Origin of the sequence: Microcystis sp. MC19 (assembly GCF_003019735.1) — a bacterium.
Classification (GTDB): Bacteria; Cyanobacteriota; Cyanobacteriia; order Cyanobacteriales; family Microcystaceae; genus Microcystis.
The window spans coordinates 2,243,317-2,265,987 of the sequence record NZ_CP020664.1 but is presented as its reverse complement, the minus strand read 5'-3'; the positions used below and the strand labels follow the sequence as shown (position 1 = coordinate 2,265,987).

Genomic DNA, 22,671 nt, shown 5'->3' with positions numbered 1-22,671 from the left:
AGATATCCGTAATTAATAGACAGTAATTGCGTAGGGTTAAAGGGAAAAGATGCTATCTTGTGATTTTTGATGTTATCTTTTACCTATGCCTAAGTGATTAACCCAAATTTAGACAATAATAGGTATTTTTTCGGGCGATCTTTTCACTTCTTCTTTTAGCCAAGAATTCAGTTGAGGACGATAACGATAGTGGGTAAATTCTTGACGCATTTGTTCAATTTGGCTATTATCAGAAAGCTTACGAGTCAAATATTTATAGACCATTTCCGTAATGGCAGATTGAACTGCGCCATTAAGATGTCCAAACAGATAGGACAGATTTTTGGGATTGAGAAAAGCTGAAAAACCAAATCCTTTCCAGAGGAACTTTGCATACCAAACTGCTGTATAAAAACTGGTCGCTTTAATTCCAGCGAAAACATTGCACCGTCTTGGTTCAAATTTAGTGTTTTCGATAAAGTCATCGAAGTGTTTGAGGGTATGATAACCCCAGATTAATTGATCAGTACGATGAGCATCCATAAAACCAATATTTTTATTCTGCTCAACTAATTGGTTAAATTGTTCATAGAGATGATGCCAATATCCTTTTATATCCGCTTGAACTTTTGGCACATAACGGGAAATAAAGCCAGTATCTAAATGCCATTTGCCGACATAAAGGGGAATTTGAATCCCAAACCACCACATATATTCGGCATAAATACGCCAACTCATGATACTAGCATGACCTAATTGTTTATCATGGTGTTCAATGAGATGATTATTCAATCGAGTATAGGTAAGGTTAAAGTCATTGTAAGCAGCCCGTTTTTCTTCTGTATCCGCTTCTCCTGCAAGTTGAGAACGAATAATTTCCGTGATACTTTCAATCGCAAAAGCGATCATACTTGTTCCCAAAGAGTAAAAGGGATCAAAAATACAAGCAGCATCTCCAACTACATACCAATTATCTTGAGAAAACATCGTTTTGCTAGTATGGGAAACTCTAGGAAGATAATGAAAATCGACATTTTCGCCAGAGGTAACTAAGCGATAAAGTAGATTGTGATTGGCTTTTAGGAAAGCATAAAACTTCTCTTGAGTGTTAATTTGACCGTTGGCAATAACACTGCGATGTTGAGCAATTCCAATAGAGATTTCTTGGGAGTCTTTTTCTGTGGGAATCATCCATAACCAATGACCATGACCAAACCAATGATTGGTAGCATAATAATGGCTACAAGTTGCTCCATAAGGGTCATAACCATCATGAAAAATGGTGCGATCTATATTTTTAACCCGTACCCAAGCCGATCCCGTATCAACTCCAAATAAATTATCTGCACCTACAATAACGTTATCAGTTTTATGGCCAATAATAAACTTACGTCCTGCTGCATCAACAAGGTGTTTTGCTCTCAGTTCGTGATAATTTCCGTCAATCATTTTAACTTTGACGGTGTGCATCTCATCAGTAGGAGTAATGTCCACATCAACCACACGGCCTTGATAGAAACTTGCTCCCATTTTCTTATTCATTTTGAGCAAATCCCGTTCAAACTTTGCCCGATTCATTTGAAACGTGCCAAGGGGAAATTGTCGATTCGCCCAAATGTGATAATAATCATCAATGGTGTCAGTTTTATCTGCATCTTTTGCCCAATGAAAATTAAGAGCATATTTAGGGGGATGATTTTCGATCATATACTCATATAGTCCCAATTCTTTGCAAACAAATAAGGTGGCAATTTCCACCATTGATTCGCCAATTTTGAGGTCTTTATCGGTTCTTTCTTCGGGACGAGGATCGATCAGTGCAATTTTAATGTTGGGAACATTTAGAAGTAAGTGTCTTGCTTGACAGACTCCCGCAAAACCTGCTCCCATAATCACAACATCATACTCATTAGTGTTAGTAGCAACCATTGGTCAAATTCTCCTAAAATGTGATGAGGAATAGAGTGAATGAGAAAGAATACAAGAAAAAGTTAAAGATATAATTCCCCTAATCGGGTTGCTAATTCAGCAATGGTGGGATAGTTAAAAATGACCACAGGATTTAATTCCTTTCCGAGCCATTTTTCTAAGCGTCCTAATAAAACTAACGCTTTTCGTGAGTCGAGTTCATAATTATCAAAAGGTTCTTCAATATCAATGTCATCAAGGTCAACATCGAGTTGTTGAGCAAACTGATCAACGAGCCAGTTTTGAATGTCTTCAACGGTACAAGGAGATTGAACAGTCGTCATCATGGGTTAAGTTCCTTTAACGTGAAAAAAGTGTTATAGCAAACTAAGATTGCTTAACTTATATTCCTAGTTTATTCCTCTACCCATTGATCAGCCATGTTTTATTTTTCGTCAAAACTGGATTTTTTTTATTCCTATTTTTTATATTCAAATTTAGTACATTTTTACCATACAAAAATCATTGAAAAAGCTAACAGACAATACAAAATATTATCCATTAAATTTAAACTCCTTTTTCGTACAATAAAAGGTAACAAAATCAAGTTGCTAGTTACTAGGTAAAAATTATGATAGATACTCATGTTCTTAACCCATCTGTTACAGAGATTTCTTCCACTGCTCAACCGATTAAAACCACCCATAAATCTCCGCAAATGCTGCAAGAATCCCTAACTTCAGCCGTTGTACGCCTTGAAACAGAACTGCAAGATAAGCTAGAAAAACTGTTATCTAAACAGGAGTATCAACTGTTGGAAGTTGGTGAGAAGATTAATGCCTTGACACAGGAATTAGAGCAAGCAATTTCTGAATTTCTCCAAATTGCCCAACAAGCAAATAAAACCTGTAGTTCTCTCCAGTTTTTAGGTAAATCTGTTCAACAAAAACCTAATAATTTACCCAATAAAGGAAGCAAAGATACCGTTAGAGTGGTTTATAGTCATGCCGCCAAATTACCGCTTCCTGTGGTAGAAAAATATGGCTTAGGGTTTATTCTAAAAGATAAAATGGTTGATTTATCCCAACTAGGTATTACCCTTTCACTCTCTCGTCAATCTCCTTCTTTTCCTGCCATCAAACAGGGATAATTTAAGTACTAATAAGGTGGGCAATGCCCACCTCAATCATGATTATGTAAGGTGTAAAGTTTAAATACTTAGAAGCTAAAACCTAAAACTCAGCCATCATTTAAGCTACTTGAGTTTGATATTTTTCTCGCCAACGTTTAGGAGATACTTTATGTAACTGACTAAAGCGACGGGAAAAATAATAGGGGTCAGTAAACCCAACGGTGGCGGCAATTTTGGTAATTGACTCATGGGTTTTCAGTAACAAGGATTGGGCTTCTAGCATTCTTCGTTCCACAATCCAATGAATAATCGTTTTACCGGTGCGACGCTTAACTAAATTGGTTAAATAAGCAGGAGAATAACCAGCCGATCCAGCCACATCATTGAGGGTAATAGGTTGACTATAATTTGCCTCAATAAACTCAAAAACAGTTTTTAATTGAGAACTATCAGGGTAGAAAGAAGCCAAAGAATCAAAGAAATTCGGTTGAGGGTTAGAAGAACGCTGTATCAACGATTGAGGAGCTTGTTTTGAGTTAACAGAAGGATGAATTCTGCAAGCGTAGCCATCTTTTTCAGATTCTAGAAAATTTAAAGAACGAGCTACTATGCTTATATAATCCTGATCTCCATATTTGAGAAAGTTAACCGTAATATCGAGGGATTGATGATCCTCATAATAAGGATGTTGTCTGATCAAACGTCCAAAACCTCGACGTTGAATTAATTTCCAGTATCTAGACCAATCTGAGTTTAAAAAATCTTGAGCAGCTTCTTCTATAGTCAAATTAGATAATTGTTCTCTGGAATATCCCAATAAAGCACAAGCAGCATCATTGTAATGCTTAATCCGTCCTTGAGAATCGATCCACAATACAGATTCAGGGATTTGATTGATTAAATATTGAATAATAGATGTGGATTCACCTATTTCTTGCCGAGGGCCGGAATTAAGAAAGTTAGTGGTAGAATCAGAGAAGTTAAGGGAGTTAAGAGGGTTAAAGTTTGGAGTTAAAAGCATGAGAACGTTCCTATGATTTCTAAAATAGATAATTTTTTGACCACAAAAGATGGTTTTCACTCCATCACCGACAAAACTGATTTCCTCATCTTCTTAATTCTTGACAAGGAAATTATTGAGCTTGATTTTGATCTACAAGCGGAGATGCGTCTTTCCGCAAATTTTTAAAACCCACATTCCGCACCCTAAGTGTCACAACGTCTCAAAAGAGGAAGGGGCGTAAGTCAAAATACCAGCCCTTTCAAGGTGAGGTAACAGAGTGACTCCCAATTTGAGCAAAAATTTGAGTTAGTTGGCGAATGTTATGCGCGAACTCTTCTCTGAGGGAGAAAATGTCGACAAAATCTCTGCCCATGTCATCGGGAATGAGCTTGTTGCTGCCAAGGAGGCTGATGAGCAGTCAAGACAAGTTGTTGGCCACATCATTGACGCGAATAATTGCTGGTTAGATTTTGGTCAAATTGGGAGACTGCTGGTTAAGAGGTCTTCTTTGGCTCTTCTAGGTTCTGTGTGATAAGTTTAATTGACATAGGATCGATCGATCTTTGTGTCCTTTGTGTCTTTGTGGTTCGTTCCACCCCCTCGCTCTTGAGAAATGTATCTTATAATACATTTTACCCACCAAAGCTGGGAGAGCCCTTCTTTTAGCTCGCCAGAAGTCGAGCAGTAGAAACATGGGGAGGTTGGGGGTCGTAGGTCGGCTTTAATCACTATACATTTTCCAGGTCTAATCTTCTCCATAAGAAGAGTCCAAGCGAAAAAAAGCCAAAAAGTAGCGGAATGTATAGCGCGCCACTACATCTCAGAAAAAACCTTTTACAATAGAGACAAATCAGAGATTAATGGGGGTGAACGTCATGTTAGTGATTTTAACCGACGAACACATTCTCGATACGGGTTCTGTCTGTCAGGGCTGTCTTTTAGCCAACCAGCAGGGGCAACCCCGGTGGCGAGAGGGTAAACTAGGCTGTGGTCACTCCTTGGGCAAAGGAGGAAGCCAACAGCCCAATCTCTACGAGTGTCAGATGGGCTTTACAATTGCTAATATTGAAGGCTAATCGGACTGGCTAAAGGCTCAACTTAGAGTTGAGTTAGGGTTTTTTTTTTGGACGCGGAGGAAAGAATCAACGCTATTGCCAATCCCCAATTCAGCTTAGATACAATGACAATAATTGCTGAGGGTTTCGTAGCATTGATCGTAGGCCTTTTGAGCTTGGGTTAAAACATCGTCGGAAATTTCTATATCTAATTTTCTGGCTTGTTTAATAATTTTACCCGCTTTGATATTCTCGGAAGAATCGCCTATACCGCGAGTACCAGTGGTTTTTAAAACTCGATATTCTTCAGAAAATCCTGTTTTAGTATCGAGATGACTCTGTAAACTATTAAAGACCAATTGACTTTGGTTTAATACTTGGTCGTGGGTGATAAATAAACTCTTTTCTTTGCTGTTAATTAATCGAGCATAACTTTCTAGGGTGGCTAAACGACCGGTATAATAACCCAGGGCGTGCTGCTCATTTTGATGGGGTTTAATATCTAGAATACTGGCTAAAGTGCGCTGCGGTTCTCGTAGTAAAAATATGGTTTTAACCGCATCAGATTGCAAAAAACTATGGTCTAAAAATTTCTGATCGTGAAGAACTTTATCTAAAATATATTTATGATTCATGTTTAAATCTTGCAAACGCCAGTAGAGTTTAAACATTAAAGTTTTAAAATCCTGTTCACTCTCATAAACCAGATGAGTTTCGCCAAACCCGATAATTTCGGGATTAGAATTGAGGATATGGGTTAATAAAGACGAACCCGATCGCATATGGCTAAGGATAAATAAAACCTGATAGGGTTGGGGACGAAAGAGAATTTTATAGGGGTCTTTGGGTGTATCAATGCGTATCTGAAAATACTTATAAGTTAAACGATTGGTTAAATCCTGCCAAGATTGGGGTAAGCGATCGAGGGCTATAGTCATAGGTTAATCAGGAATTGTGTCAACTTGTCTAGAAGATTACCCTATAATGTATCCCATTTAAGACCCAAACAAAAGTGAGGTTTATACAAAATGGGATTGCCAAGTTGTTCGCTCTGGTTTTTTACGGCGCGAACCGATGTCTGGTTTATGATGAACACTATTCCCCATCTAGTCAAAATGAGTCAGTTTCCCTTCCAGGAAAAGGTACTCGCTATTGACACGGCCTCCTTAAGCGGGGAAAAGGTTAATCGCCCCGGACTGGGTACAATGGAGGAATTAAGAGCCTGTGCTGAAAAATTAGTTAAAGAAGGCATAATCGATCGCCTAGTGGATTTTAACTACGATCCCAGCTATCGTCAGCGTATCTATCAAAAGCATTTCGGCAGTCCCCTCCGTTCCACCCATAACTACAAAGGTTATCCGATTTTCGGCTCGATCTTCAAAATCGAGTCATGTCGCAGCGATTATATGGTCCATTATGACAGTGACATGATGCTCTATCAAGAACAGGATTACAGTTGGATCCGCGAGGGGATTGAGTTGATGGAAACCCATCCAGAAATGATGTTTGTGCGTCCTTTGTCCGGCCCACCCCGGCCCGATGGTACGATTTATTCTCAGCATCCTTGCACGAAAAATCCCGACGGATTCTATCAATTTAAATTTTTTGGCAGCCGTGCCTATTTACTTAATTGTCGTCGCTACGATCGCCTTTTACCGATCACCCCCCTCTGGCGCTCTTATAAAAATACCTTTCTCGATCATTTACCCGATGGTTTAAAAGCTTGGGGCAATATTGTGACTGGGAAAGGAAAACTCGACTCTTGGGAAATTATGGTTTCTCGCTCCCTAGAACAAAGCAACTACTATCGCGCCACTCTCACCAATGCCAAGGGTTGGACTCTGCACCCCAACGAGCGCTCTGCCGCTTTTAGACAAGCTTGGCCGACTATTATCGAAAAAATCGAAGCGGGTATTTACCCACCGCCCCAAGCTGGTTATTATGACCTGATACCCGAATTATGGTATTAAAAGAGCGTTATTTCTCTAGATTTGAGGTGAGGCGGTACTTAGAGATTGCTGGTGAGGCGATATTTTTGTTTGAATTAGAGAAGACAGGAAGGGACAACCCAAAAGAAAACCCAACCACCGCCGGAGATTGGGTTTTCTAGTTATCAATTGATTTTAAGGAGCTAAAGCGTTACCGCGCAGGAGAGAACCGATGGTTTTAGCAGTAATCTTCATTTGTACGAGAGGATTAGCGGGAACAACGGTTTTATAGAGATAACTGTCAAAAGTCATCTTCTGTACGTCCTTATCGGAACACATTTCCACAAAAGCTTCCCGGGTGGCATCGGTACGGTAGAAAACCCGTTGCAGAATATCTAATACCAGATAGGTCATACCGTATTTCTTATCCCAACGCTTGAGGTAGAGTTTTAACTCGTCCTCTGTGGGGATACGTTGGCCGCCGTTGGTGACTTCGACAATGGTTTCCGCACACATCCGCGCCGATTTAGCGGCGAAATAGATGCCTTCTCCCGAAGACTTGGTAACTGTTCCCGCAGCATCACCTACGAGGGCCACGCGACCAACTACACGACGAGGACGGGGATGTTCGGGGATGGGGTGAGCCTCCACCCGGATGATTTCGCCTCCTTCCAGACGACGGGCCGCGCGAGCGCGAATACCAGCTTGTAGGTCTTTAATCATGGCTTTATTGACCTTCATTGTGCCAGTACCGACGGCGACGTGATCGTATTTGGGGAATACCCAAGCGTAGAAGTCGGGGGATACGTCTTTTCCTACATACATTTCGGCCAGGTCTTCGTAGTAGGCCATTTTATCTTGGGGAAGACGGATGCGTTCTTGGAAAGCGATCGCATAGTTGTAATCCCCAGCATCAATAGCTTTAGCAATGCGAGAATTAGCACCGTCGGCACCGATAACCACATCCACCTTCAGAGATTTCATTTCCCCTTGGGAATTGCCGTTGGAGTGATCAGCGTAGTGTAGGGTATAGGGATCGGTGCTATTGGTGGGAATGTCGAGACCGTAAACGGTTCCGTTGATTAAATGCGCTCCTAATTTATGGGCGCGCTCTCTCATAAAACCGTCGAGGACTTCCCGACGACACATTCCGATATATTCGTCTTGATTATCGAGATTAATATCGACTTCGACGTTAGAGGGGGAGATCATTTTCATTTTTCTCACCCGGCGATCGATAATTTCAGGAGGTAGGTCAAATTCGCTCACCATACAGAGAGGAATCGCTCCACCACAGGGTTTAGCATTATCTAATTTGCGTTCAAATAAATAGGTTTCAATGCCTGCTTTAGCTAATGTTTCTGCCGCCGAAGAACCGGCCGGCCCTGAACCCACAACAGCGACTCTTAACACTCAGGTTTTCTCCTACATACTTACGAGCGAGTACGCTTTGCAGTGTACCACAGGGGTTTAGCCAAAAGGAACGAGATTCTCCGATTCTGCCCGATCTTGCAACAGTGCTTAACATCCTCTGTTACAAAAGTTTATTTTACTGCCCGTAGATGTTTTTTTATCGATGTGTTGTATTGTGTTACACCCCTCTCCCAAACTGGGAAAAGGGGATATTTTCTAGGATTGTTAAGCTCTTGCTTTCAACCAATCGCTAATAGCGGGGGGTAAATCCCGTTGCACTTTGCCACTGACATACATTCCGATATGTCCGACGGGGAAAGCACAAGCGGTATAGTCAGAAGTACCGATATAATTCCCTAAAGCGAGGGAAGAAGCGGGAGGGACAAGGTGATCTTTATCCGCATAAAGATTGAGAATTGGCATGGTCAGATTGTGTAAATCTACCCGTTTATCTCCTAACATCACTTCCCCTTTAATCAGTTTATTTTGCTGATAGAAATCCTTGAGAAACTGTCGGTAGGATTCTCCCGCTTGGTCGGGACTATCAAAAATCCATTTTTCCATACGCAGAAAATTAACTAATTTTGATTCGTCTTCCATGATGTCAGGAAAATCGAGGTATTTCTGATAACCTAACTGCAAAGGTTTCAATTCCAGAAACTCTAAGTTAAGAAAATCTCCCGGGATATTGCCCATAGCATCTACCATTAAATCGATGTCTAATGCTTCGGACCCCAAGGAACACCCCCCGCGCATATTTAAGAGGGTCTCGGTTTGATAAAAGTCCACCGGTGTCACCATTGTCACCAGATTTTTTATCTTATCGGGATAGAGGGAACTATAGCATAAACTAAAGGTTCCCCCCTGACAGATTCCTAGCAGATTAATTTTGTCGAGATGGTGACTTTGACGAATAAAATCGACGCAATTATTGACATAACCATTGATATAATCATCAAGGGTTAACCAGCGATCGCTTCTGGTGGGATATCCCCAATCAATTAAGTAGATATCTAAGCCTAATTTCAGCAGATTGGCCACTAAAGAACGCCCTTCCTGTAAATCTACCATGTAGGGACGATTGACCAAAGCATAAACCATCAGCAAGGGAATCTCGAAGGGTTTTTCAACCACGGGTTTAAAGTGGTAGAGAATGATTTTATCTTCCCGATAAACTGCTTCTTTTTCCGAGACTCCACACTGAATATCTTCTTCTTTAACTCGTTTGAGATTGTCTAAACCTTTGAGATTTTTCTGAGTTAATTCTAGATAATCTTGCGTAAAGTCTTCCAGTTTCACTTGCGTCAAAAATGGCCACATAATTTAATTCTCCTAGAAAAGTGGGGATTTTTCAGTGAGCAGTGAACAGTAAACAGTAATCAGTGAAAAGAAAGTTCCGAAGTTTTCACCTAACACTATATACTTAAAACTGCAATCCGATAACTGATAACTGATAACTGATAACTGATAACTGATAACTGATTGTCAAGCACAATTAACTAATTGTTACTTTCTACTGCTTTTTTTTCTCCTAAAGCTTTTTTGAGACTTTTTACCTCTTTGCGTAATTCATAGATAGTCCGATGAATTTCATCGACTTCGCTGCGGGTAGGCAGATTCATCGAACGCAGGTAAATTTCCATTAAATCCTGCTGTTTGATGCGATAATCATTGAGGGAATTAATAAATTTTCCCCTTACTTTTAGGTTTTCTGGTTGACAAAAAGCCTTTTCAAAAATATCATCAGCGACTACACTCCACACATCTTGAAATTCTCGCCAATTCTTGACAGGTTGACCTTTTTCTGCTAGGAAAACTAATTTTTTAGTTAAAGCTTCAAAGGATTTAACTTGAATATCAGCCAGCACAATTTGATAGTTAATACTAGCCTGATAAAGAACGCGCCAAGTTTCAAAACTATCGAGTAATTTGCGGTTAAATTCTCGCGGCAATCCTAATAAAGGCATCTGTAACCATTGACCAAAAGTTTCATCATAAAACTTCTGCCAATAGATATTATTGAGTTCGATCAAAGAAGAAGTATTACCTAACCAAGCTTTGGTTATTGTGTCATTTGACAGCACGAAAGGATCGAACCATAAATGATTGAGACTTTGTAATTGTTGCAGGTAAATTGTCCATAGTTGACTGACATCTTGACTACCCTGGGAAGTGGTGGCAGTAAAACTATTCAGTTGACCGCGCATCTGTTGGGTATAATTATCTAAAATTGTTTGCCAGTTTTCTCCTGTTTGCATTTTCGGGAAAATACTTTCCCAAGCTTCCACCGATAATTTTAGGAATTTGATCAACAAATCCCGATTATCAAAATAGCGCTGGGTTGCCTCTTGTAATTCTGGTTTAATATTGCCCATAGGAGTCGGTATCGCCCCCATCATATCAAACCAACTTGACCACATTTTTGCCCCGGTTTCTGTCCAAAGATTGACGTAATCGGCGGCCATCTCACTCCAAGCTTGTGTCGGTTTATCCATTATTTTTGCCCTTTTCCTTTAACTCTAATTTCGCTAGTTTACTAACCCACCCTACACCCGATAACTAATAACTGATAAGTCATATTTTTCCAGACTTGGCAATTTTTGCTAGTAATCTTAACGCTTCATTGACTGAGGCTGAATCTTGAAAAATTTCCGCCACATCGGGATCGAGAATTCTCACATTACTAGCCTGTCGATAAGCTTGATAATATTTGCCACGAATACCACCAGAAAAGTCCTATTCAGTTCTCATCTCGTCATTAACCGTTTCTTCAGACTCCTGATTGATAATTTTTTCTCTCCTATTTACTAGCTAAACGGGCACTAAATAACGGAGGCAAGGGGCAGGAGTCCGTTTTTATAATGGTGATTTATGCCCCGCTCCAAAAACTTTTCGCCTTAAAATGCCAGGTTTTAGACCCGATTTTTTCGATAACAAACACATTTTCCATCTTTGAATTAGATAACTGATAACTTACCCACTGATAACTGATAACTGATAACTGATAACTGATTAAGTGTGATGGGCCCCATTAACTCTGAGGACTTCTCCAGAGACATAACTGCTGGCAACAGGAGAGAGTAAATAAGCAGTTGCCCAGGCGATATCTGCGGGTTCACCGAAGCGACGACAGGGAATTTCGGCGGTGATTTTATCGCGAACTTTATCGGGAATCGCTAAAGTCATTTCCGTGTTAATAAACCCCGGCGCAATCGCGTTGGCGCGAATATTGTAACGAGCAGCTTCTCGCGCTAAGGATTTGACTAAACCGATAACTGCCGCTTTTGTGGCTGCGTAATTAGTTTGGCCGGCATTACCGCGATCACCGGAAATAGAACTAATACAAACGATCGATCCCGCTTGTCGTTCGTACATTCCCTCAATAAACGGCTTAATCGTGTGATTAACCCCTTTTAGGTTGACATTAATCACTAAATCCCAATCTAGCGGCGTTAATTTAGCGAAAAAGTTATCTCTGGTAATCCCCGCGTTAGCGACGATGCCGTAAACCGGTCCCAATTCCGCTTCAATTTGTTGAGCTGCCGCTTCCATGGATTCCAACTTAGTCACGTCGGCGACAATGCCTAAACCCTGGGGATTATCGGTGGCTAAATCCGTGTAGGCCACCTTGGCCCCCAATTCTATCAAAAGAGAGACAATAGCCGCCCCAATGCCTCGATTTCCGCCGGTAACGACGATAACTTTCTCCTCTAGTCCCAGAGATACCATAGCTTTTTCCTCCTAAACTCTTTCAATTGCGATCGCTGTTCCGCCACCGGTCCCATGACAGATGGCCCCCATACCGAGGGTTTTATCCTGTACTTTCAACGCATTAATTAACGTCACCAGAATCCGCGCTCCGGAAGCGCCGATGGGATGACCCAAGGCGATCGCACCACCGTGAACGTTTTGTTTTTCCCTCGCTAACCCCAAATCCATCTCAAAAAGCAGATTATTTAAGGCAAAAGCTTCGTTATTTTCCACTAAATCGAAATCTTCGATCGTTTTATCTAGAGATGATAGCAATTTTTTCACCGCTAGGACGGGGAATTCTGGGAAGCGATCGGTTTTGCCAGCACCCACAGCGCCGCCGAGGATTTTGGCAATTGGTTTTAAACCGTACTGATCCACGGCTTTTTGACTGGCTAAAAGGATAGCGGCAGCCCCATCGGAAATCTGACTACTATTGCCTGCGGTTAAAACTCCCGACGGGTTAAAAGCTGGCCGCAGTTTTCCTAAACCTTCTGGGGTACTATCGGAACGAATACCCTCATCTTGAGCGATAATTGTGGAACCTTTCTTAGATTTAAGCTCAATTGGCACGATTTCGCCGTTAAACCAGCCTTTTTCTGTGGCTGTGGCTGCTCTTTGGTGGGATAAGGCGGCAATTTCGTCCAATGCTTGCCGAGAAACCCCGCGATCGAGACAGAGGCGATCGACTTGGGAACCCATGCCCTCAGTCGTGGTAGCATCGGTTAGGCCATCGTGCAGTAATAGGTCGGTTAATTGTTCCGGCGCACCCATAAGGAATTTATAACCCCACCGGGCCCGATGGGAGAGAAAAAAGCCAGTTTGGGACATGGATTCGATGCCACCGGCGAGGACGAGATCCGCTTCGCCGGCGCGAATTGAGGTGGCAGCGTTACTAACGGCAATCATTCCCGAAGAACAAACCATATCCACCCGATATCCGTCCACGCTTACGGGAATTCCCGCTTTAATCGCCGCTTGTCGAGGGATGAGTTGACCATGACCGGATCCCAAAACATTGCCGAAAATGTACAAATCTAGGGCTTCTGGGGGCAAATTAGCGATTTCTAGGGCAGATTTCATCACTGTTGCCCCTAAATCGGCCGGGGATAATCCCATTAATCCCCCACCAAAACGACCAATTGGAGTCCGGACAGCGGCCACGATATAAACTTCTTGCATAGACTTCTCTCTATTGGGAAGCGAAGATAATAGATAGAATTTGCTTAAGAATATCGAGTCCGAAAAGATCAAAATCCCAATTTACTGTCATTGGTTAAAAGTTCCTGGCCTCGATACCTTGAGTTTTTGTCTATCCACCCTCGATCTTGCAACAGAATTTCTGTGTCAGAAGATATATTCATTAGAATTTAACTTTTCCGGCAGCAATCCCCTTTTTTTATGGATTTAGTCAAGCGCCTAGTTTTTATCGGTGGGGGTCATAGTCATGCGATCGCCCTTCGTCTTTGGGGGCAATCACCCCTAAAAAACGTTCAATTAACTTTAATTAGCGATGTCACCCATACCCCCTATTCGGGAATGTTACCCGGCTACATCGCCGGTTTTTATGATTTTGCCGAAACTCATATCGATTTACCTTCTCTAGCTAGGTATTCTCAAGCGCAATTCTGTTTAGCTAAGGCTGATTCCATAGATACGGAAAAATGTCAAGTAATTTGTCATAATTCTTCACCAATTCCCTTTGATTATCTCTCGATCGATATCGGCAGCATCCCAGCAGTGGATAATGTTATCGGTGCTAAAGAGTACGCTATTCCCGCCAAACCGGTGCCGATTTTTCGGGAAGGATGGCAAGAAATCCTGAAAAAAGCGGTTAGTAACCCCAATAATCCTTTAAATATCGTCATTGTTGGTGGTGGCGCGGGCGGGGTCGAATTAGCTTTAAATATGCAGTCCCGTTTGGCCAAAATTCTCAACTCTAGCAGTAATTTGAATTTGTCTCTAATTCATCGAGGAAAAAAACTACTACCGAACCATAATAATTGGGTCGGCCAACGTTTGGAGAATATTTTTAAACAAAGGGGAATTAGATTATATTTATCAACGGATGTGACGGCAGTGCAAGCAGATCGGATTATCTGTTCATCGGGGTTAGTTTTGCCCACGGATTATACAATTTGGGTAACGACTGCCTCGGCCCCTAGTTGGATTAAAGCGTCAGGATTACTGACAGATGAAAAAGGGTTTATTTTAGTGAATAATTATCTGCAATCCCTTTCCCATCCCCATATTTTTGCCGTGGGAGATATTGCCACGATTCCAGATTATCCCCGTCCGAAAGCGGGAGTTTTTGCCGTCCGACAAGGTAAACCTCTGTTCGATAATTTAGTCAGAATTCTGCAAAATCAGCCATTAAAACCCTATTTTCCCCAGAAAAATTATCTCAGTTTAATCGGGACAGGAGACCAACAAGCGATCGCATCTTGGGGCGGTTTTTCGTGGCAATCACCGTTATTATGGTTATGGAAAGATCGGATCGATCGAGCTTTTATGAAACAGTTTAAGCTGTAATCAATAAGTAGGTAGGTGTTAAAAATTATCAGACACCCCCTTATCAAGGGGGGATTAAGGGGGGATCAGAGGCAAAATTGCTGATTATCGTCCAATAGCACCGAGTTACTGTCAAGGTCGTTGGGAGTAAAATCTGATTTGGGAATCCCACAACCTGATAAAGTAAAAATCGTCCCGATAGCTTGACCAGTTATCGGGAGAGAACGTCAATAGTTTGTTAAATAGTACATATAAACCAATGCCACGTCTTCGCTCGATTATTTCCCTAGTTTTAGTCCTAGTTACTACGCTGCTGGTTAGCTGCAGTGGTCCGCAAGCAACTATCCCCACCGTCTATAGTCCGCAAAAAATCGAACAGTTACAGGTTTACATCCAACCCATAGAAGGATTTCGCGAAAAAATGAGCGTTTTGCAAGACCTCATCGCTGACAAAAATTGGGTAGATACTCGCACCTATATCCACGGTCCTTTGGGGCAATTGCGTCGGGAAATGGTAGGATTATCCCGTAATTTACTGCCCAAAGACCAAGAAAAGGCCAAGCAGTTAGCGAAAAATCTTTTCGTTCACTTTGAACGTATCGATGCGGCAGCCAAGGAGAAAGATGCTAGTCTCGCTGCTACTCAATTCCAAGAAGCATTAAAAGACTTCGATGCTTTCTTAAATATTGTTCCCAGTTAGTTTGTATCAGGAGACAGAATCGGTTATTAGTTATCAGCTTTAAAAAAATCTCCAGCTTTTTGCCTAGAGATTGTTGTTAGAGAGAAGCACACAAAAACTTTTTTTATTTATAGGTATTGAGTTTAAAAATCAAGAGAGAAAAAAATAGTAACCCTTACCCTTTTCCCAAGTAACTGCTTTTTATTAACCATTGCCAGGATGACTATTCCAGCTATTTACTCTCGTTTGGTTATCCACTGGTTGTAGAAATCTGCTCAAGGGTATTTAAGGGATTGTTGGCTACTACAACACTCATAGCTTTTTCCTTACCTATGACCAAGTAATCTGGGCAAGAAAGGGAATATTTTTAAGAGTTACTCAGCCACCGCACCTCGATGGCCTATCTACTCTCTCACTTCTAGGCTTTTATTTATAGCAGCAGCAAATTTTTACCTCCTGCAAGGGCAAAGGATTATATTAGTTAAACTGAGCAAGCTTGCACTCAAATAATCAAACCCTGATGCGGAAAAACTTTCCAGAGAAAAATTTTTCTTTTGGGGTAGGGGGTACGGGTAAATTTTTCTTCAGGTTCGGGTTTACTGAGGAGTAGGGACAAGAAAAAAATCTACTCAAAAACACAGTTATAGCAGTTATCTTAATGGTGAGGTAGGAAGTCTCTGGTTTTAGGGAACAGGCAAGAGGGAGCGCTGAACTTGGGCGCGCTGGAGTCGGGGCAGTGGGGAGAAGGGAGCAGGGGAGGAGGGAGAAAAAAGCTGACGGCTGACGGCTGGGAGCGGGGGGAATCAAGACCATTTACAATTGCTTAATAATTGTTGCCACTGCCGTGATAATATGTCTTGTGGCTCACCTGAGCGTCATAGCTCGGAAAGCAATCCAGATATTGAGATTAGTCTATCGCTGATTTAGGTGTACCTTGTCTGACCCATCGATCGAATCTCCCCCAACCCCAGAAACCAACCCGCCGTCAGATCCGATGCGGGAATACTATCAACTACAAAACACCCTATTGATCACCACCCTCATCTTAAGCGGTCTGATCTTTATACCCGTGTGGCTGTTTTATTCCCTCAATACCGCCCTTAATTACCTATTAGGGGCAATGGTGGGAGTTGTTTACCTAAAACTCCTGGCCGGGGAAGTGGAAAAATTGGGGGTAACGAAAAATCGCGTGGGCAAAAAAGGATTAGCCCTATTCGCCGGATTAATCATCATCGCCAGTCGTTGGCAAGAACTGCACATAGTGCCAGTTTTTTTGGGTTTTTTGACCTATAAAGGGGCGATCATCGTCTATACCCTGCAAACCATCTTCAAGCTGGAGCAGAAAGCCGATTCCTAACCCCTTTGACCGTTAAAATAACCCTGATTTGCGAACCCGAATCTCCCTAAGGTAGAAATGTTAGACAGTTTAAGTGTGCTTAATTTTTATAGCCTCGCTTCCCTGGAAGTGGGACAACACTGGTACTGGCACATCGGCGGACTAAAAATTCACGGGCAAGTGATCGCGGTCTCCTGGATCGTCTTCGCTATCTTAATCATCGCCTCGATCGCCGCTACCCGCAAAATCCAGAAAGTCCCTAGCGGTATTCAAAACCTGATGGAGTACGTTCTCGAATTTCTGCGCGATTTAGCCAAAAACCAGCTAGGAGAAAAGGAATATCGACCCTGGTTGCCCTTCATCGGCACCCTATTTTTATTTATTTTCGTTTCTAACTGGTTAGGGGCCTTGATTCCTTGGAAGTTAATCGAACTGCCCGAAGGGGAATTAGCCGCCCCCACTAACGACATCAATACCACGGTGGCGTTAGCCCTACTGACTTCCCTCGCTTACTTCTACGCGGGCATCAGTAAAAAAGGACTCGGTTACTTCGCTCACTACCTAGAACCGATTCCCGTGCTATTACCGATCAAAATTTTAGAAGACTTTACCAAACCCCTCTCCCTCAGCTTCCGTCTTTTCGGAAACATCCTCGCGGATGAGTTGGTAGTAGCCGTATTAGTCTTCCTTGTCCCCCTAGTCGTACCCCTACCCCTGATGGCTCTCGGTTTATTTACCAGCGCTATTCAGGCCCTGGTCTTCGCCACCCTTGCCGGGGCCTATATCCATGAGGCCCTGGAATCGGAACACGAAGAAGAACACGCTTAAAAGCGAGGGACGAAAACAGAAAAATTTCTTAGGGAAAAGTGTCCAAATAATAGGATAATAACTAAGAAATTATTGGTCGAATTCAGGATGAGCAACTGAATTCCAGGATCGTTCTTTCCCAAAAACTCTTTCGGGAGTTTTGAGCAGAAAACCAGCCATTTTTTGCGGCTGAGAACGCGCTCTGTAAACAACAGATTGAAATTGATTAGTAAATAGAGGAAAAAATCACCATGAACCCCACAGTAGCTGCCGCTTCCGTTATCGCCGCCGCCCTCGCCGTTGGTTTAGCCGCTATCGGCCCCGGTGTTGGTCAAGGTACCGCTTCTGGAGAAGCTGTTTCCGGTATCGCCCGTCAACCCGAAGCTGAAGGAAGAATTCGTGGTACCCTTCTCCTCAGCTTGGCATTCATGGAATCCTTAACCATCTACGGCTTGGTTATCGCTCTCGTTTTACTGTTCGCTAACCCCTTCGCCTAATTAAAAAAGCAGTGGGCTATCAGCCCCCAGTCCCCAGCTTGGCAGCAGAGTTTTCAAAACTCTCAAAAAACGCCGCAGCAGCTAACTAAAAAGTCTGGTTTTTGGGACGGAAGGCTGATAGCTAATTAAGGGAATTTTACTGATTCCCCCTGACTGTATATTGTTAAAGCAGGGGGATCATATTCCTTTTTTGAACCTGTCTATAGCCTCTATTTATCAGGAATAAATCAATGTTTGATTTCGATGCCACCCTGCCAGTGATGGCACTACAGTTTATTCTTTTGGCAGTGATCCTGAACGCCGTTTTTTATAAACCCCTCAGTAAAGTTTTAGATGAACGGGCGGAGTATATTCGGCAAACGGAAGGCGGAGCCAAAGAACAACTAGCCAAAACCGAAGCACTTGTACAAGAGTACGAATTGCAATTAACTTCGGCTCGTAAACAATCCCAAGAGATTATCGCCCAAGCGCAAGCTGAGGCCCAAAAACTAGCCAGCGAACGAGTTGCCGCAGCCCAAAAAGAAGCGATCGCCCGTAAGGAAGCCGTCGCCGCCGAAATTGCCCAACAGAAAGAAGAAGCCTTTCGTTCTCTAGAAGGACAAGTGGCCTCTCTTTCCCGTCAAATTCTCGAAAAACTCCTCGGCCCCGAACTCGTTCGCTAAACCCCAGCCCTTGGTTAATAACAGTGATCAGTAAAAAGATAGCACTCAGTCGTCAGGAGTTAGAAGACTGATAACTTACCTCTGATAACTGATAACTGAACAACCTACTCCCCGCCCTCAATAATCATGATCATCGACACAATTTTATTATTAGCCACGGAGGCGAAGGAAGCGGCAGCAGAAGGATTCGGCATCAACACCGATATCCTAGGAACTAACCTATTTAACCTCTCGATTCTGCTCGGTTTAGTCATCTTCTACGGCCGCAAAGTTCTCGGACAAATCCTCGGAGAACGTCAGTCGAAGATTGCTGAAGCTTTAGCCGAAGCTGAAGACCGGAAAAATATTGCCGCTAACGCCCTCGCCGAAGAACAGAAAAAACTCGCCCTAGCAAAACAAGAAGCGGAAAAAATTATCAATAATGCTCGATCTAGAGCTAAAACTGTCACCGCCGACATCGCCGCCCAAGCCGAACTCGATATTCAAAGAATGCGCGAAAGTGCCGCTAAAGATCTCTCGGCAGAACAGGATCGCGTTTTAGTAGAATTACGCCAAAGAATTACCGCTTTAGCCTTAGCTAACGTGGAATCCCAGTTAAGCACCGGCCTGGAAGAATCGGTACAACAAACCCTAATTGATCGCAGTTTGGCGAACCTAGGAGGTAAATAGATGCAGGGAAGTTTAATCAGTTCAGAAATTGCCGAACCCTACGCCCAGGCATTACTTTCCGTCGCCCAAAGCAGCGGACAATTAGAAGCGATCGGCGGCGAAATAAAATCCCTCTTAGAATTGTTGGAAAATGCCCCCGATCTAAGAGCTTTTATCGGCAATCCCGTGATCAAAGAAGAAGCTAAAAAAGCCGTTCTTTCCCAAGTAATGGGGAGCAGTGCCAATCCCTATTTAACTAACTTCATGATGTTATTGGTCGATAAACGTCGGATTCAATTTTTAGAACCCGTTTGTCAACAATATCTCACCCTGGCCAGAGCGCTGACTAACACCGTTTTAGCGGAAGTTTCCTCGGCCACCGAATTGAACGATAGCCAAAAACAAATCGTCATCGACAAAGTGAAAACTCTGACCGGGGCGAACGTGGTCGAACTGAAAACCAAAGTTGATACCAGCCTCATCGGTGGTGTGGTGATCAAAGTCGGTTCTCAGGTCTTTGATGCCAGCATTCGCGGTCAACTACAACGCCTCAGCCTCTCCCTGCGCTAAGGTCATCTAATCTCCCTTTTTTGCCGTTTTTTCACCTTCTAATTTTTTACTTTTTCCGAGATTAAACTATGGTAGCTATCAGACCCGACGAAATTAGCACGATTATTCGTCAACAGATCGAATCCTATAACCAAGAAGTACAGGTCTCCAACGTGGGAACCGTCCTGCAAGTGGGTGACGGTACTGCCCGCATCTACGGCCTACAACAGGCCATGTCGGGAGAACTATTAGAATTTGAAGATGGAACCGTCGGCATCGCCCTTAACCTCGAAGAAGATAACGTCGGTGCAGTGTTAATGGGTGACGGTTTCGGGATTAAAGAAGGCGGTACGGTGAAAGCTACCGGTAAAATCGCTCAGGTTCCCGTGGGTGAAGCCTTAGTCGGCCGCGTGGTTGATGCCCTCGGTCGTCCCATCGACGGCAAAGGGGACATCCTCGCCAGCGAAACCCGTCTGGTGGAATCCCCCGCTCCCGGTATTGTCGCTCGCAAATCCGTCTGTGAACCGATGCAAACCGGCATTACCGCTATCGATGCCATGATTCCCGTCGGTCGTGGTCAACGGGAGTTAATTATCGGTGACAGAAAAACTGGTAAAACAGCGATCGCCATTGACACGATCATTAACCAGAAAAGCGAAGACGTGATCTGTGTCTATGTCGCCATCGGTCAAAAAGCCTCCACCGTCGCCCAAGTAATCGACACCCTCACCCAAAGAGGCGCTATGGATTACACCGTGGTGGTGGCCGCTAACGCTAACGACCCCGCCACCCTCCAGTATATCGCCCCCTACACCGGAGCTTCGATCGCCGAATACTTCATGTATAAAGGCAAAGCGACCCTAGTTATCTACGATGACCTCACCAAGCAGGCTCAAGCTTATCGTCAGCTATCCCTGCTCATGCGTCGTCCTCCCGGTCGGGAAGCTTACCCCGGCGACGTTTTCTATCTCCACTCCCGTTTACTAGAGCGCGCCGCTAAACTCAGCGATGCCCTCGGTGGTGGTAGCATGACCGCCCTGCCGATTATCGAAACCCAAGCCGGTGACGTTTCTGCCTACATTCCCACCAATGTAATTTCGATTACTGACGGTCAGATATTCCTCTCCACCGACCTCTTTAACGCTGGTTTCCGTCCCGCTATTAACGCTGGTATTTCCGTATCCCGCGTGGGTTCGGCAGCCCAAACGAAAGCGATGAAGAAAGTTGCCGGTAAATTAAAACTGGAATTAGCCCAGTTTGACGAATTAGAAGCTTTTGCTCAATTCGCTTCTGACCTTGATGCGGCCACCCAAGCACAACTGGCTCGCGGTCAACGTCTGCGTCAAATCCTCAAACAACCCCAAAACTTCCCCCTCTCCGTTTGGGAACAGGTGGCGGTGGTTTATGCCGGTTTAAACGGTTATCTCGACGATATCGCCACCGATAAAGTTATCGATTTCTGCACCGGTTTACGGGAATACCTGAAAACCAGCAAACCTCGCTACGTTGAGATCGTCAGCACTGAAAAACAACTCAACGACGAAGCAGAAGGCCTGCTCAAAGATGGCATCAATGAGTACAAACAGGCTTTCAAGTAAACTTCTGTGAGCTTTAAGCTGTCAGCCTTTTCAGTTATCAGTGACCAGTAAACAGTGATCAGTAAACAGTGAAAAGATGGCCAGAAACTGCTATTTAGTACTGCTCACTTAACACATACTGCTCACTTAAAACTCCAATCTGATAACTGATGACTGATAACTGATAACTGATAACTGATAACTGATAACTGAATTATGCCTAATCTCAAAGCGATTCGCGACCAAATTCAATCGGTCAAAAATACCAAAAAAATTACCGAGGCCATGCGTCTGGTGGCGGCCGCAAAAGTGCGCCGCGCCCAAGAACAAGTTCTCTGTACCCGTCCTTTTGCCGATGCCCTCGCTCAGGTCCTTTATAATCTGCAAGGTCGTTTAGCCTTTAGTGATGTTAATTTACCCCTGCTGGCCCAACGGGAAGTAAAAACCGTGGCTCTGTTGGTAGTGACAGGCGATCGAGGTCTTTGTGGCGGTTATAATACTAACGTCATCCGTCGTGCCGAACAACGGATGAATGAATTAAAAGAGCAAGGGATTAAGTATCAATTAGTGGTTGCCGGCCGAAAAGCGGCACAATATTTTGAGCGCCGGAATGCTCCCATTGCCGCTAAATTTATTAACCTCGAACAGATTCCCACTGCCGATGAAGCTGGCACGATTGGGGATGAATTGCTTTCCTTATTTTTATCGGAAACAGTCGATCGGGTCGAGTTAATTTATACTCGTTTTATCTCCCTGATCAGTGCCACTCCGGTGATTCAAACCCTGTTACCTTTAACTACCCAAGGTTTAGCGGTACAGGATGACGAGATTTTCCGTTTGGTGACTAAAGAAGGAAAATTTAAGGTACAACGGGAAAAAATGGCCAGCCAACCGGCGCAGGTTTTTCCCCAAGACATGATTTTTGAGCAGAATCCCGTCCAAATCCTCGATTCTCTCCTACCTTTGTACTTAAATAACCAATTACTGCGCGCTCTCCAGGAATCGGCAGCGAGTGAATTAGCAGCCCGGATGACGGCGATGAGCAACGCCAGCGAAAACGCCAGCGAGTTAATCGGGACTTTAAGCCGTACCTACAACAAAGCGCGTCAAGCAGCTATTACCCAAGAATTGCTAGAAGTAGTAGCGGGAGCCAACGCTCTCTAGGTTTAAGCCTGTTTTTCTTTTGATTATCAGTAGGAGTGATTTTTTTCACTCCTTTTTTTATATAGGGCTTGCT

24 protein-coding genes and 1 pseudogene are annotated in these 22,671 nt (G+C 43.3%); 15 read left to right on the top strand and 10 right to left on the bottom strand.

Annotation, left to right across the window (positions count from 1 at the left end):
- Positions 1–108: 108 nt before the first annotated feature.
- Both B5D77_RS11575 and B5D77_RS11570 read right to left on the bottom strand, forming a co-directional pair.
- Positions 109–1,908: an NAD(P)/FAD-dependent oxidoreductase gene (locus tag B5D77_RS11575; protein ID WP_008206987.1), complete on the bottom strand. Its 1,800-nt coding sequence runs from the start codon at positions 1,906–1,908 to the stop codon at positions 109–111.
- A 62-nt stretch (positions 1,909–1,970) separates the two neighbouring features.
- Positions 1,971–2,234, bottom strand: coding sequence for an acyl carrier protein (locus tag B5D77_RS11570; protein WP_008206984.1), 264 nt, complete (start codon positions 2,232–2,234; stop codon positions 1,971–1,973).
- Positions 2,235–2,518: 284 nt separating this feature from the next.
- Here B5D77_RS11570 and B5D77_RS11565 point away from each other — a divergent pair, with 284 nt between their 5' ends.
- Positions 2,519–3,037 carry a hypothetical protein gene (locus tag B5D77_RS11565; RefSeq protein ID WP_008206982.1) on the top strand — a complete coding sequence of 173 codons (519 nt, stop codon included), beginning with the start codon at positions 2,519–2,521 and terminating at the stop codon, positions 3,035–3,037.
- Positions 3,038–3,137: 100 nt separating this feature from the next.
- Here the strand turns inward: B5D77_RS11565 and B5D77_RS11560 are convergent, their stop codons facing one another.
- Complete coding sequence (locus tag B5D77_RS11560; protein ID WP_106908860.1) at positions 3,138–4,040, bottom strand: helix-turn-helix transcriptional regulator; 903 nt, start codon at positions 4,038–4,040, stop codon at positions 3,138–3,140.
- A gap of 12 nt (positions 4,041–4,052) precedes the next feature.
- On the opposite strand from B5D77_RS11560, the gene B5D77_RS25845 reads away from it, so the two are divergent.
- From B5D77_RS25845 to B5D77_RS11550, 3 genes are all read left to right on the top strand, one after another.
- Positions 4,053–4,208 (top strand): hypothetical protein, encoded by a 156-nt coding sequence (locus tag B5D77_RS25845; protein ID WP_157221777.1) that lies wholly within the window; start codon positions 4,053–4,055, stop codon positions 4,206–4,208.
- Between the two features lie 136 nt (positions 4,209–4,344).
- Positions 4,345–4,554, top strand: coding sequence for a hypothetical protein (locus B5D77_RS11555; protein ID WP_039900674.1), 210 nt, complete (start codon positions 4,345–4,347; stop codon positions 4,552–4,554).
- A 343-nt stretch (positions 4,555–4,897) separates the two neighbouring features.
- Complete coding sequence (locus B5D77_RS11550; protein WP_002735656.1) at positions 4,898–5,098, top strand: hypothetical protein; 201 nt, start codon at positions 4,898–4,900, stop codon at positions 5,096–5,098.
- A gap of 95 nt (positions 5,099–5,193) precedes the next feature.
- Here the strand turns inward: B5D77_RS11550 and B5D77_RS11545 are convergent, their stop codons facing one another.
- Positions 5,194–6,015: a nucleoside triphosphate hydrolase gene (locus B5D77_RS11545; RefSeq protein ID WP_008206956.1), complete on the bottom strand. Its 822-nt coding sequence runs from the start codon at positions 6,013–6,015 to the stop codon at positions 5,194–5,196.
- Between the two features lie 90 nt (positions 6,016–6,105).
- Between B5D77_RS11545 and B5D77_RS11540 the strand changes: the two genes are divergently transcribed.
- A complete protein-coding gene (locus B5D77_RS11540) occupies positions 6,106–7,047 on the top strand; it encodes a hypothetical protein (RefSeq protein ID WP_106908859.1) in 942 nt (313 codons plus the stop codon).
- Between the two features lie 153 nt (positions 7,048–7,200).
- On the opposite strand, the gene chlP is transcribed toward B5D77_RS11540, so the two are convergent.
- The 6 genes and pseudogenes from chlP to phaA form a co-directional block, all read right to left on the bottom strand.
- Positions 7,201–8,418: a geranylgeranyl reductase gene (chlP, locus tag B5D77_RS11535; RefSeq protein WP_008206952.1), complete on the bottom strand. Its 1,218-nt coding sequence runs from the start codon at positions 8,416–8,418 to the stop codon at positions 7,201–7,203.
- Between the two features lie 225 nt (positions 8,419–8,643).
- The gene (locus tag B5D77_RS11530; protein WP_008206950.1) at positions 8,644–9,738 is read right to left on the bottom strand and encodes a class III poly(R)-hydroxyalkanoic acid synthase subunit PhaC; all 1,095 of its coding nucleotides are present in this window, start codon (positions 9,736–9,738) and stop codon (positions 8,644–8,646) included.
- A gap of 179 nt (positions 9,739–9,917) precedes the next feature.
- Entirely contained in the window at positions 9,918–10,913 is a 996-nt protein-coding gene (gene phaE, locus B5D77_RS11525) for a class III poly(R)-hydroxyalkanoic acid synthase subunit PhaE (RefSeq protein WP_008206949.1), read from the bottom strand.
- 79 nt (positions 10,914–10,992) lie between these two features.
- Positions 10,993–11,205 (bottom strand): annotated as a pseudogene (locus tag B5D77_RS28075) (hypothetical protein).
- A 225-nt stretch (positions 11,206–11,430) separates the two neighbouring features.
- Positions 11,431–12,147, bottom strand: a complete 717-nt coding sequence (phaB, locus tag B5D77_RS11515) for an acetoacetyl-CoA reductase PhaB (protein ID WP_008206945.1) — start codon at positions 12,145–12,147, stop codon at positions 11,431–11,433.
- A 12-nt stretch (positions 12,148–12,159) separates the two neighbouring features.
- A complete protein-coding gene (gene phaA, locus B5D77_RS11510) occupies positions 12,160–13,350 on the bottom strand; it encodes an acetyl-CoA acetyltransferase PhaA (RefSeq protein WP_106908858.1) in 1,191 nt (396 codons plus the stop codon).
- A 219-nt stretch (positions 13,351–13,569) separates the two neighbouring features.
- Here phaA and B5D77_RS11500 point away from each other — a divergent pair, with 219 nt between their 5' ends.
- From B5D77_RS11500 to B5D77_RS11455, 10 genes are all read left to right on the top strand, one after another.
- Positions 13,570–14,700, top strand: coding sequence for an FAD-dependent oxidoreductase (locus B5D77_RS11500; RefSeq protein WP_106908857.1), 1,131 nt, complete (start codon positions 13,570–13,572; stop codon positions 14,698–14,700).
- 238 nt (positions 14,701–14,938) lie between these two features.
- Positions 14,939–15,379 carry a photosystem II protein PsbQ gene (gene psbQ / locus B5D77_RS11495; protein WP_008206935.1) on the top strand — a complete coding sequence of 147 codons (441 nt, stop codon included), beginning with the start codon at positions 14,939–14,941 and terminating at the stop codon, positions 15,377–15,379.
- Between the two features lie 973 nt (positions 15,380–16,352).
- Complete coding sequence (locus B5D77_RS11490) at positions 16,353–16,715, top strand: ATP synthase subunit I (RefSeq protein WP_002739749.1); 363 nt, start codon at positions 16,353–16,355, stop codon at positions 16,713–16,715.
- Between the two features lie 57 nt (positions 16,716–16,772).
- The gene (atpB, locus tag B5D77_RS11485; protein WP_002739857.1) at positions 16,773–17,522 is read left to right on the top strand and encodes a F0F1 ATP synthase subunit A; all 750 of its coding nucleotides are present in this window, start codon (positions 16,773–16,775) and stop codon (positions 17,520–17,522) included.
- Between the two features lie 230 nt (positions 17,523–17,752).
- Positions 17,753–17,998 carry an ATP synthase F0 subunit C gene (gene atpE, locus B5D77_RS11480; protein WP_002740068.1) on the top strand — a complete coding sequence of 82 codons (246 nt, stop codon included), beginning with the start codon at positions 17,753–17,755 and terminating at the stop codon, positions 17,996–17,998.
- Positions 17,999–18,228: 230 nt separating this feature from the next.
- On the top strand, positions 18,229–18,660 hold the full coding sequence (locus tag B5D77_RS11475) for a F0F1 ATP synthase subunit B' (RefSeq protein WP_002740070.1): 432 nt from the start codon (positions 18,229–18,231) through the stop codon (positions 18,658–18,660).
- A gap of 126 nt (positions 18,661–18,786) precedes the next feature.
- A complete protein-coding gene (locus B5D77_RS11470) occupies positions 18,787–19,329 on the top strand; it encodes a F0F1 ATP synthase subunit B (protein WP_106908856.1) in 543 nt (180 codons plus the stop codon).
- Positions 19,330–19,878 (top strand): ATP synthase F1 subunit delta, encoded by a 549-nt coding sequence (gene atpH / locus B5D77_RS11465; RefSeq protein WP_008206934.1) that lies wholly within the window; start codon positions 19,330–19,332, stop codon positions 19,876–19,878.
- A gap of 68 nt (positions 19,879–19,946) precedes the next feature.
- Complete coding sequence (atpA, locus tag B5D77_RS11460) at positions 19,947–21,455, top strand: F0F1 ATP synthase subunit alpha (RefSeq protein ID WP_002750072.1); 1,509 nt, start codon at positions 19,947–19,949, stop codon at positions 21,453–21,455.
- A gap of 195 nt (positions 21,456–21,650) precedes the next feature.
- Positions 21,651–22,598 carry a F0F1 ATP synthase subunit gamma gene (locus tag B5D77_RS11455; RefSeq protein WP_002763363.1) on the top strand — a complete coding sequence of 316 codons (948 nt, stop codon included), beginning with the start codon at positions 21,651–21,653 and terminating at the stop codon, positions 22,596–22,598.
- The last annotated feature ends 73 nt before the right edge of the window (positions 22,599–22,671 follow it).

What these genes read in the sequence shown, in the direction of transcription:
- B5D77_RS11575 (WP_008206987.1), bottom strand. Translation starts at nt 1,908, where the DNA reads ATGGTTGCTACTAACACTAATGAGTATGATGTTGTGATTATGGGAGCA.
- B5D77_RS11570 (WP_008206984.1), bottom strand. Translation starts at nt 2,234, where the DNA reads ATGATGACGACTGTTCAATCTCCTTGTACCGTTGAAGACATTCAAAAC.
- B5D77_RS11565 (WP_008206982.1), top strand. Translation starts at nt 2,519, where the DNA reads ATGATAGATACTCATGTTCTTAACCCATCTGTTACAGAGATTTCTTCC.
- B5D77_RS11560 (WP_106908860.1), bottom strand. Translation starts at nt 4,040, where the DNA reads ATGCTTTTAACTCCAAACTTTAACCCTCTTAACTCCCTTAACTTCTCT.
- B5D77_RS25845 (WP_157221777.1), top strand. Translation starts at nt 4,053, where the DNA reads ATGATTTCTAAAATAGATAATTTTTTGACCACAAAAGATGGTTTTCAC.
- B5D77_RS11555 (WP_039900674.1), top strand. Translation starts at nt 4,345, where the DNA reads ATGCGCGAACTCTTCTCTGAGGGAGAAAATGTCGACAAAATCTCTGCC.
- B5D77_RS11550 (WP_002735656.1), top strand. Translation starts at nt 4,898, where the DNA reads ATGTTAGTGATTTTAACCGACGAACACATTCTCGATACGGGTTCTGTC.
- B5D77_RS11545 (WP_008206956.1), bottom strand. Translation starts at nt 6,015, where the DNA reads ATGACTATAGCCCTCGATCGCTTACCCCAATCTTGGCAGGATTTAACC.
- B5D77_RS11540 (WP_106908859.1), top strand. Translation starts at nt 6,106, where the DNA reads ATGGGATTGCCAAGTTGTTCGCTCTGGTTTTTTACGGCGCGAACCGAT.
- B5D77_RS11530 (WP_008206950.1), bottom strand. Translation starts at nt 9,738, where the DNA reads ATGTGGCCATTTTTGACGCAAGTGAAACTGGAAGACTTTACGCAAGAT.
- phaE (WP_008206949.1), bottom strand. Translation starts at nt 10,913, where the DNA reads ATGGATAAACCGACACAAGCTTGGAGTGAGATGGCCGCCGATTACGTC.
- phaB (WP_008206945.1), bottom strand. Translation starts at nt 12,147, where the DNA reads ATGGTATCTCTGGGACTAGAGGAGAAAGTTATCGTCGTTACCGGCGGA.
- phaA (WP_106908858.1), bottom strand. Translation starts at nt 13,350, where the DNA reads ATGCAAGAAGTTTATATCGTGGCCGCTGTCCGGACTCCAATTGGTCGT.
- B5D77_RS11500 (WP_106908857.1), top strand. Translation starts at nt 13,570, where the DNA reads ATGGATTTAGTCAAGCGCCTAGTTTTTATCGGTGGGGGTCATAGTCAT.
- psbQ (WP_008206935.1), top strand. Translation starts at nt 14,939, where the DNA reads ATGCCACGTCTTCGCTCGATTATTTCCCTAGTTTTAGTCCTAGTTACT.
- B5D77_RS11490 (WP_002739749.1), top strand. Translation starts at nt 16,353, where the DNA reads ATGCGGGAATACTATCAACTACAAAACACCCTATTGATCACCACCCTC.
- atpB (WP_002739857.1), top strand. Translation starts at nt 16,773, where the DNA reads ATGTTAGACAGTTTAAGTGTGCTTAATTTTTATAGCCTCGCTTCCCTG.
- atpE (WP_002740068.1), top strand. Translation starts at nt 17,753, where the DNA reads ATGAACCCCACAGTAGCTGCCGCTTCCGTTATCGCCGCCGCCCTCGCC.
- B5D77_RS11475 (WP_002740070.1), top strand. Translation starts at nt 18,229, where the DNA reads ATGTTTGATTTCGATGCCACCCTGCCAGTGATGGCACTACAGTTTATT.
- B5D77_RS11470 (WP_106908856.1), top strand. Translation starts at nt 18,787, where the DNA reads ATGATCATCGACACAATTTTATTATTAGCCACGGAGGCGAAGGAAGCG.
- atpH (WP_008206934.1), top strand. Translation starts at nt 19,330, where the DNA reads ATGCAGGGAAGTTTAATCAGTTCAGAAATTGCCGAACCCTACGCCCAG.
- atpA (WP_002750072.1), top strand. Translation starts at nt 19,947, where the DNA reads ATGGTAGCTATCAGACCCGACGAAATTAGCACGATTATTCGTCAACAG.
- B5D77_RS11455 (WP_002763363.1), top strand. Translation starts at nt 21,651, where the DNA reads ATGCCTAATCTCAAAGCGATTCGCGACCAAATTCAATCGGTCAAAAAT.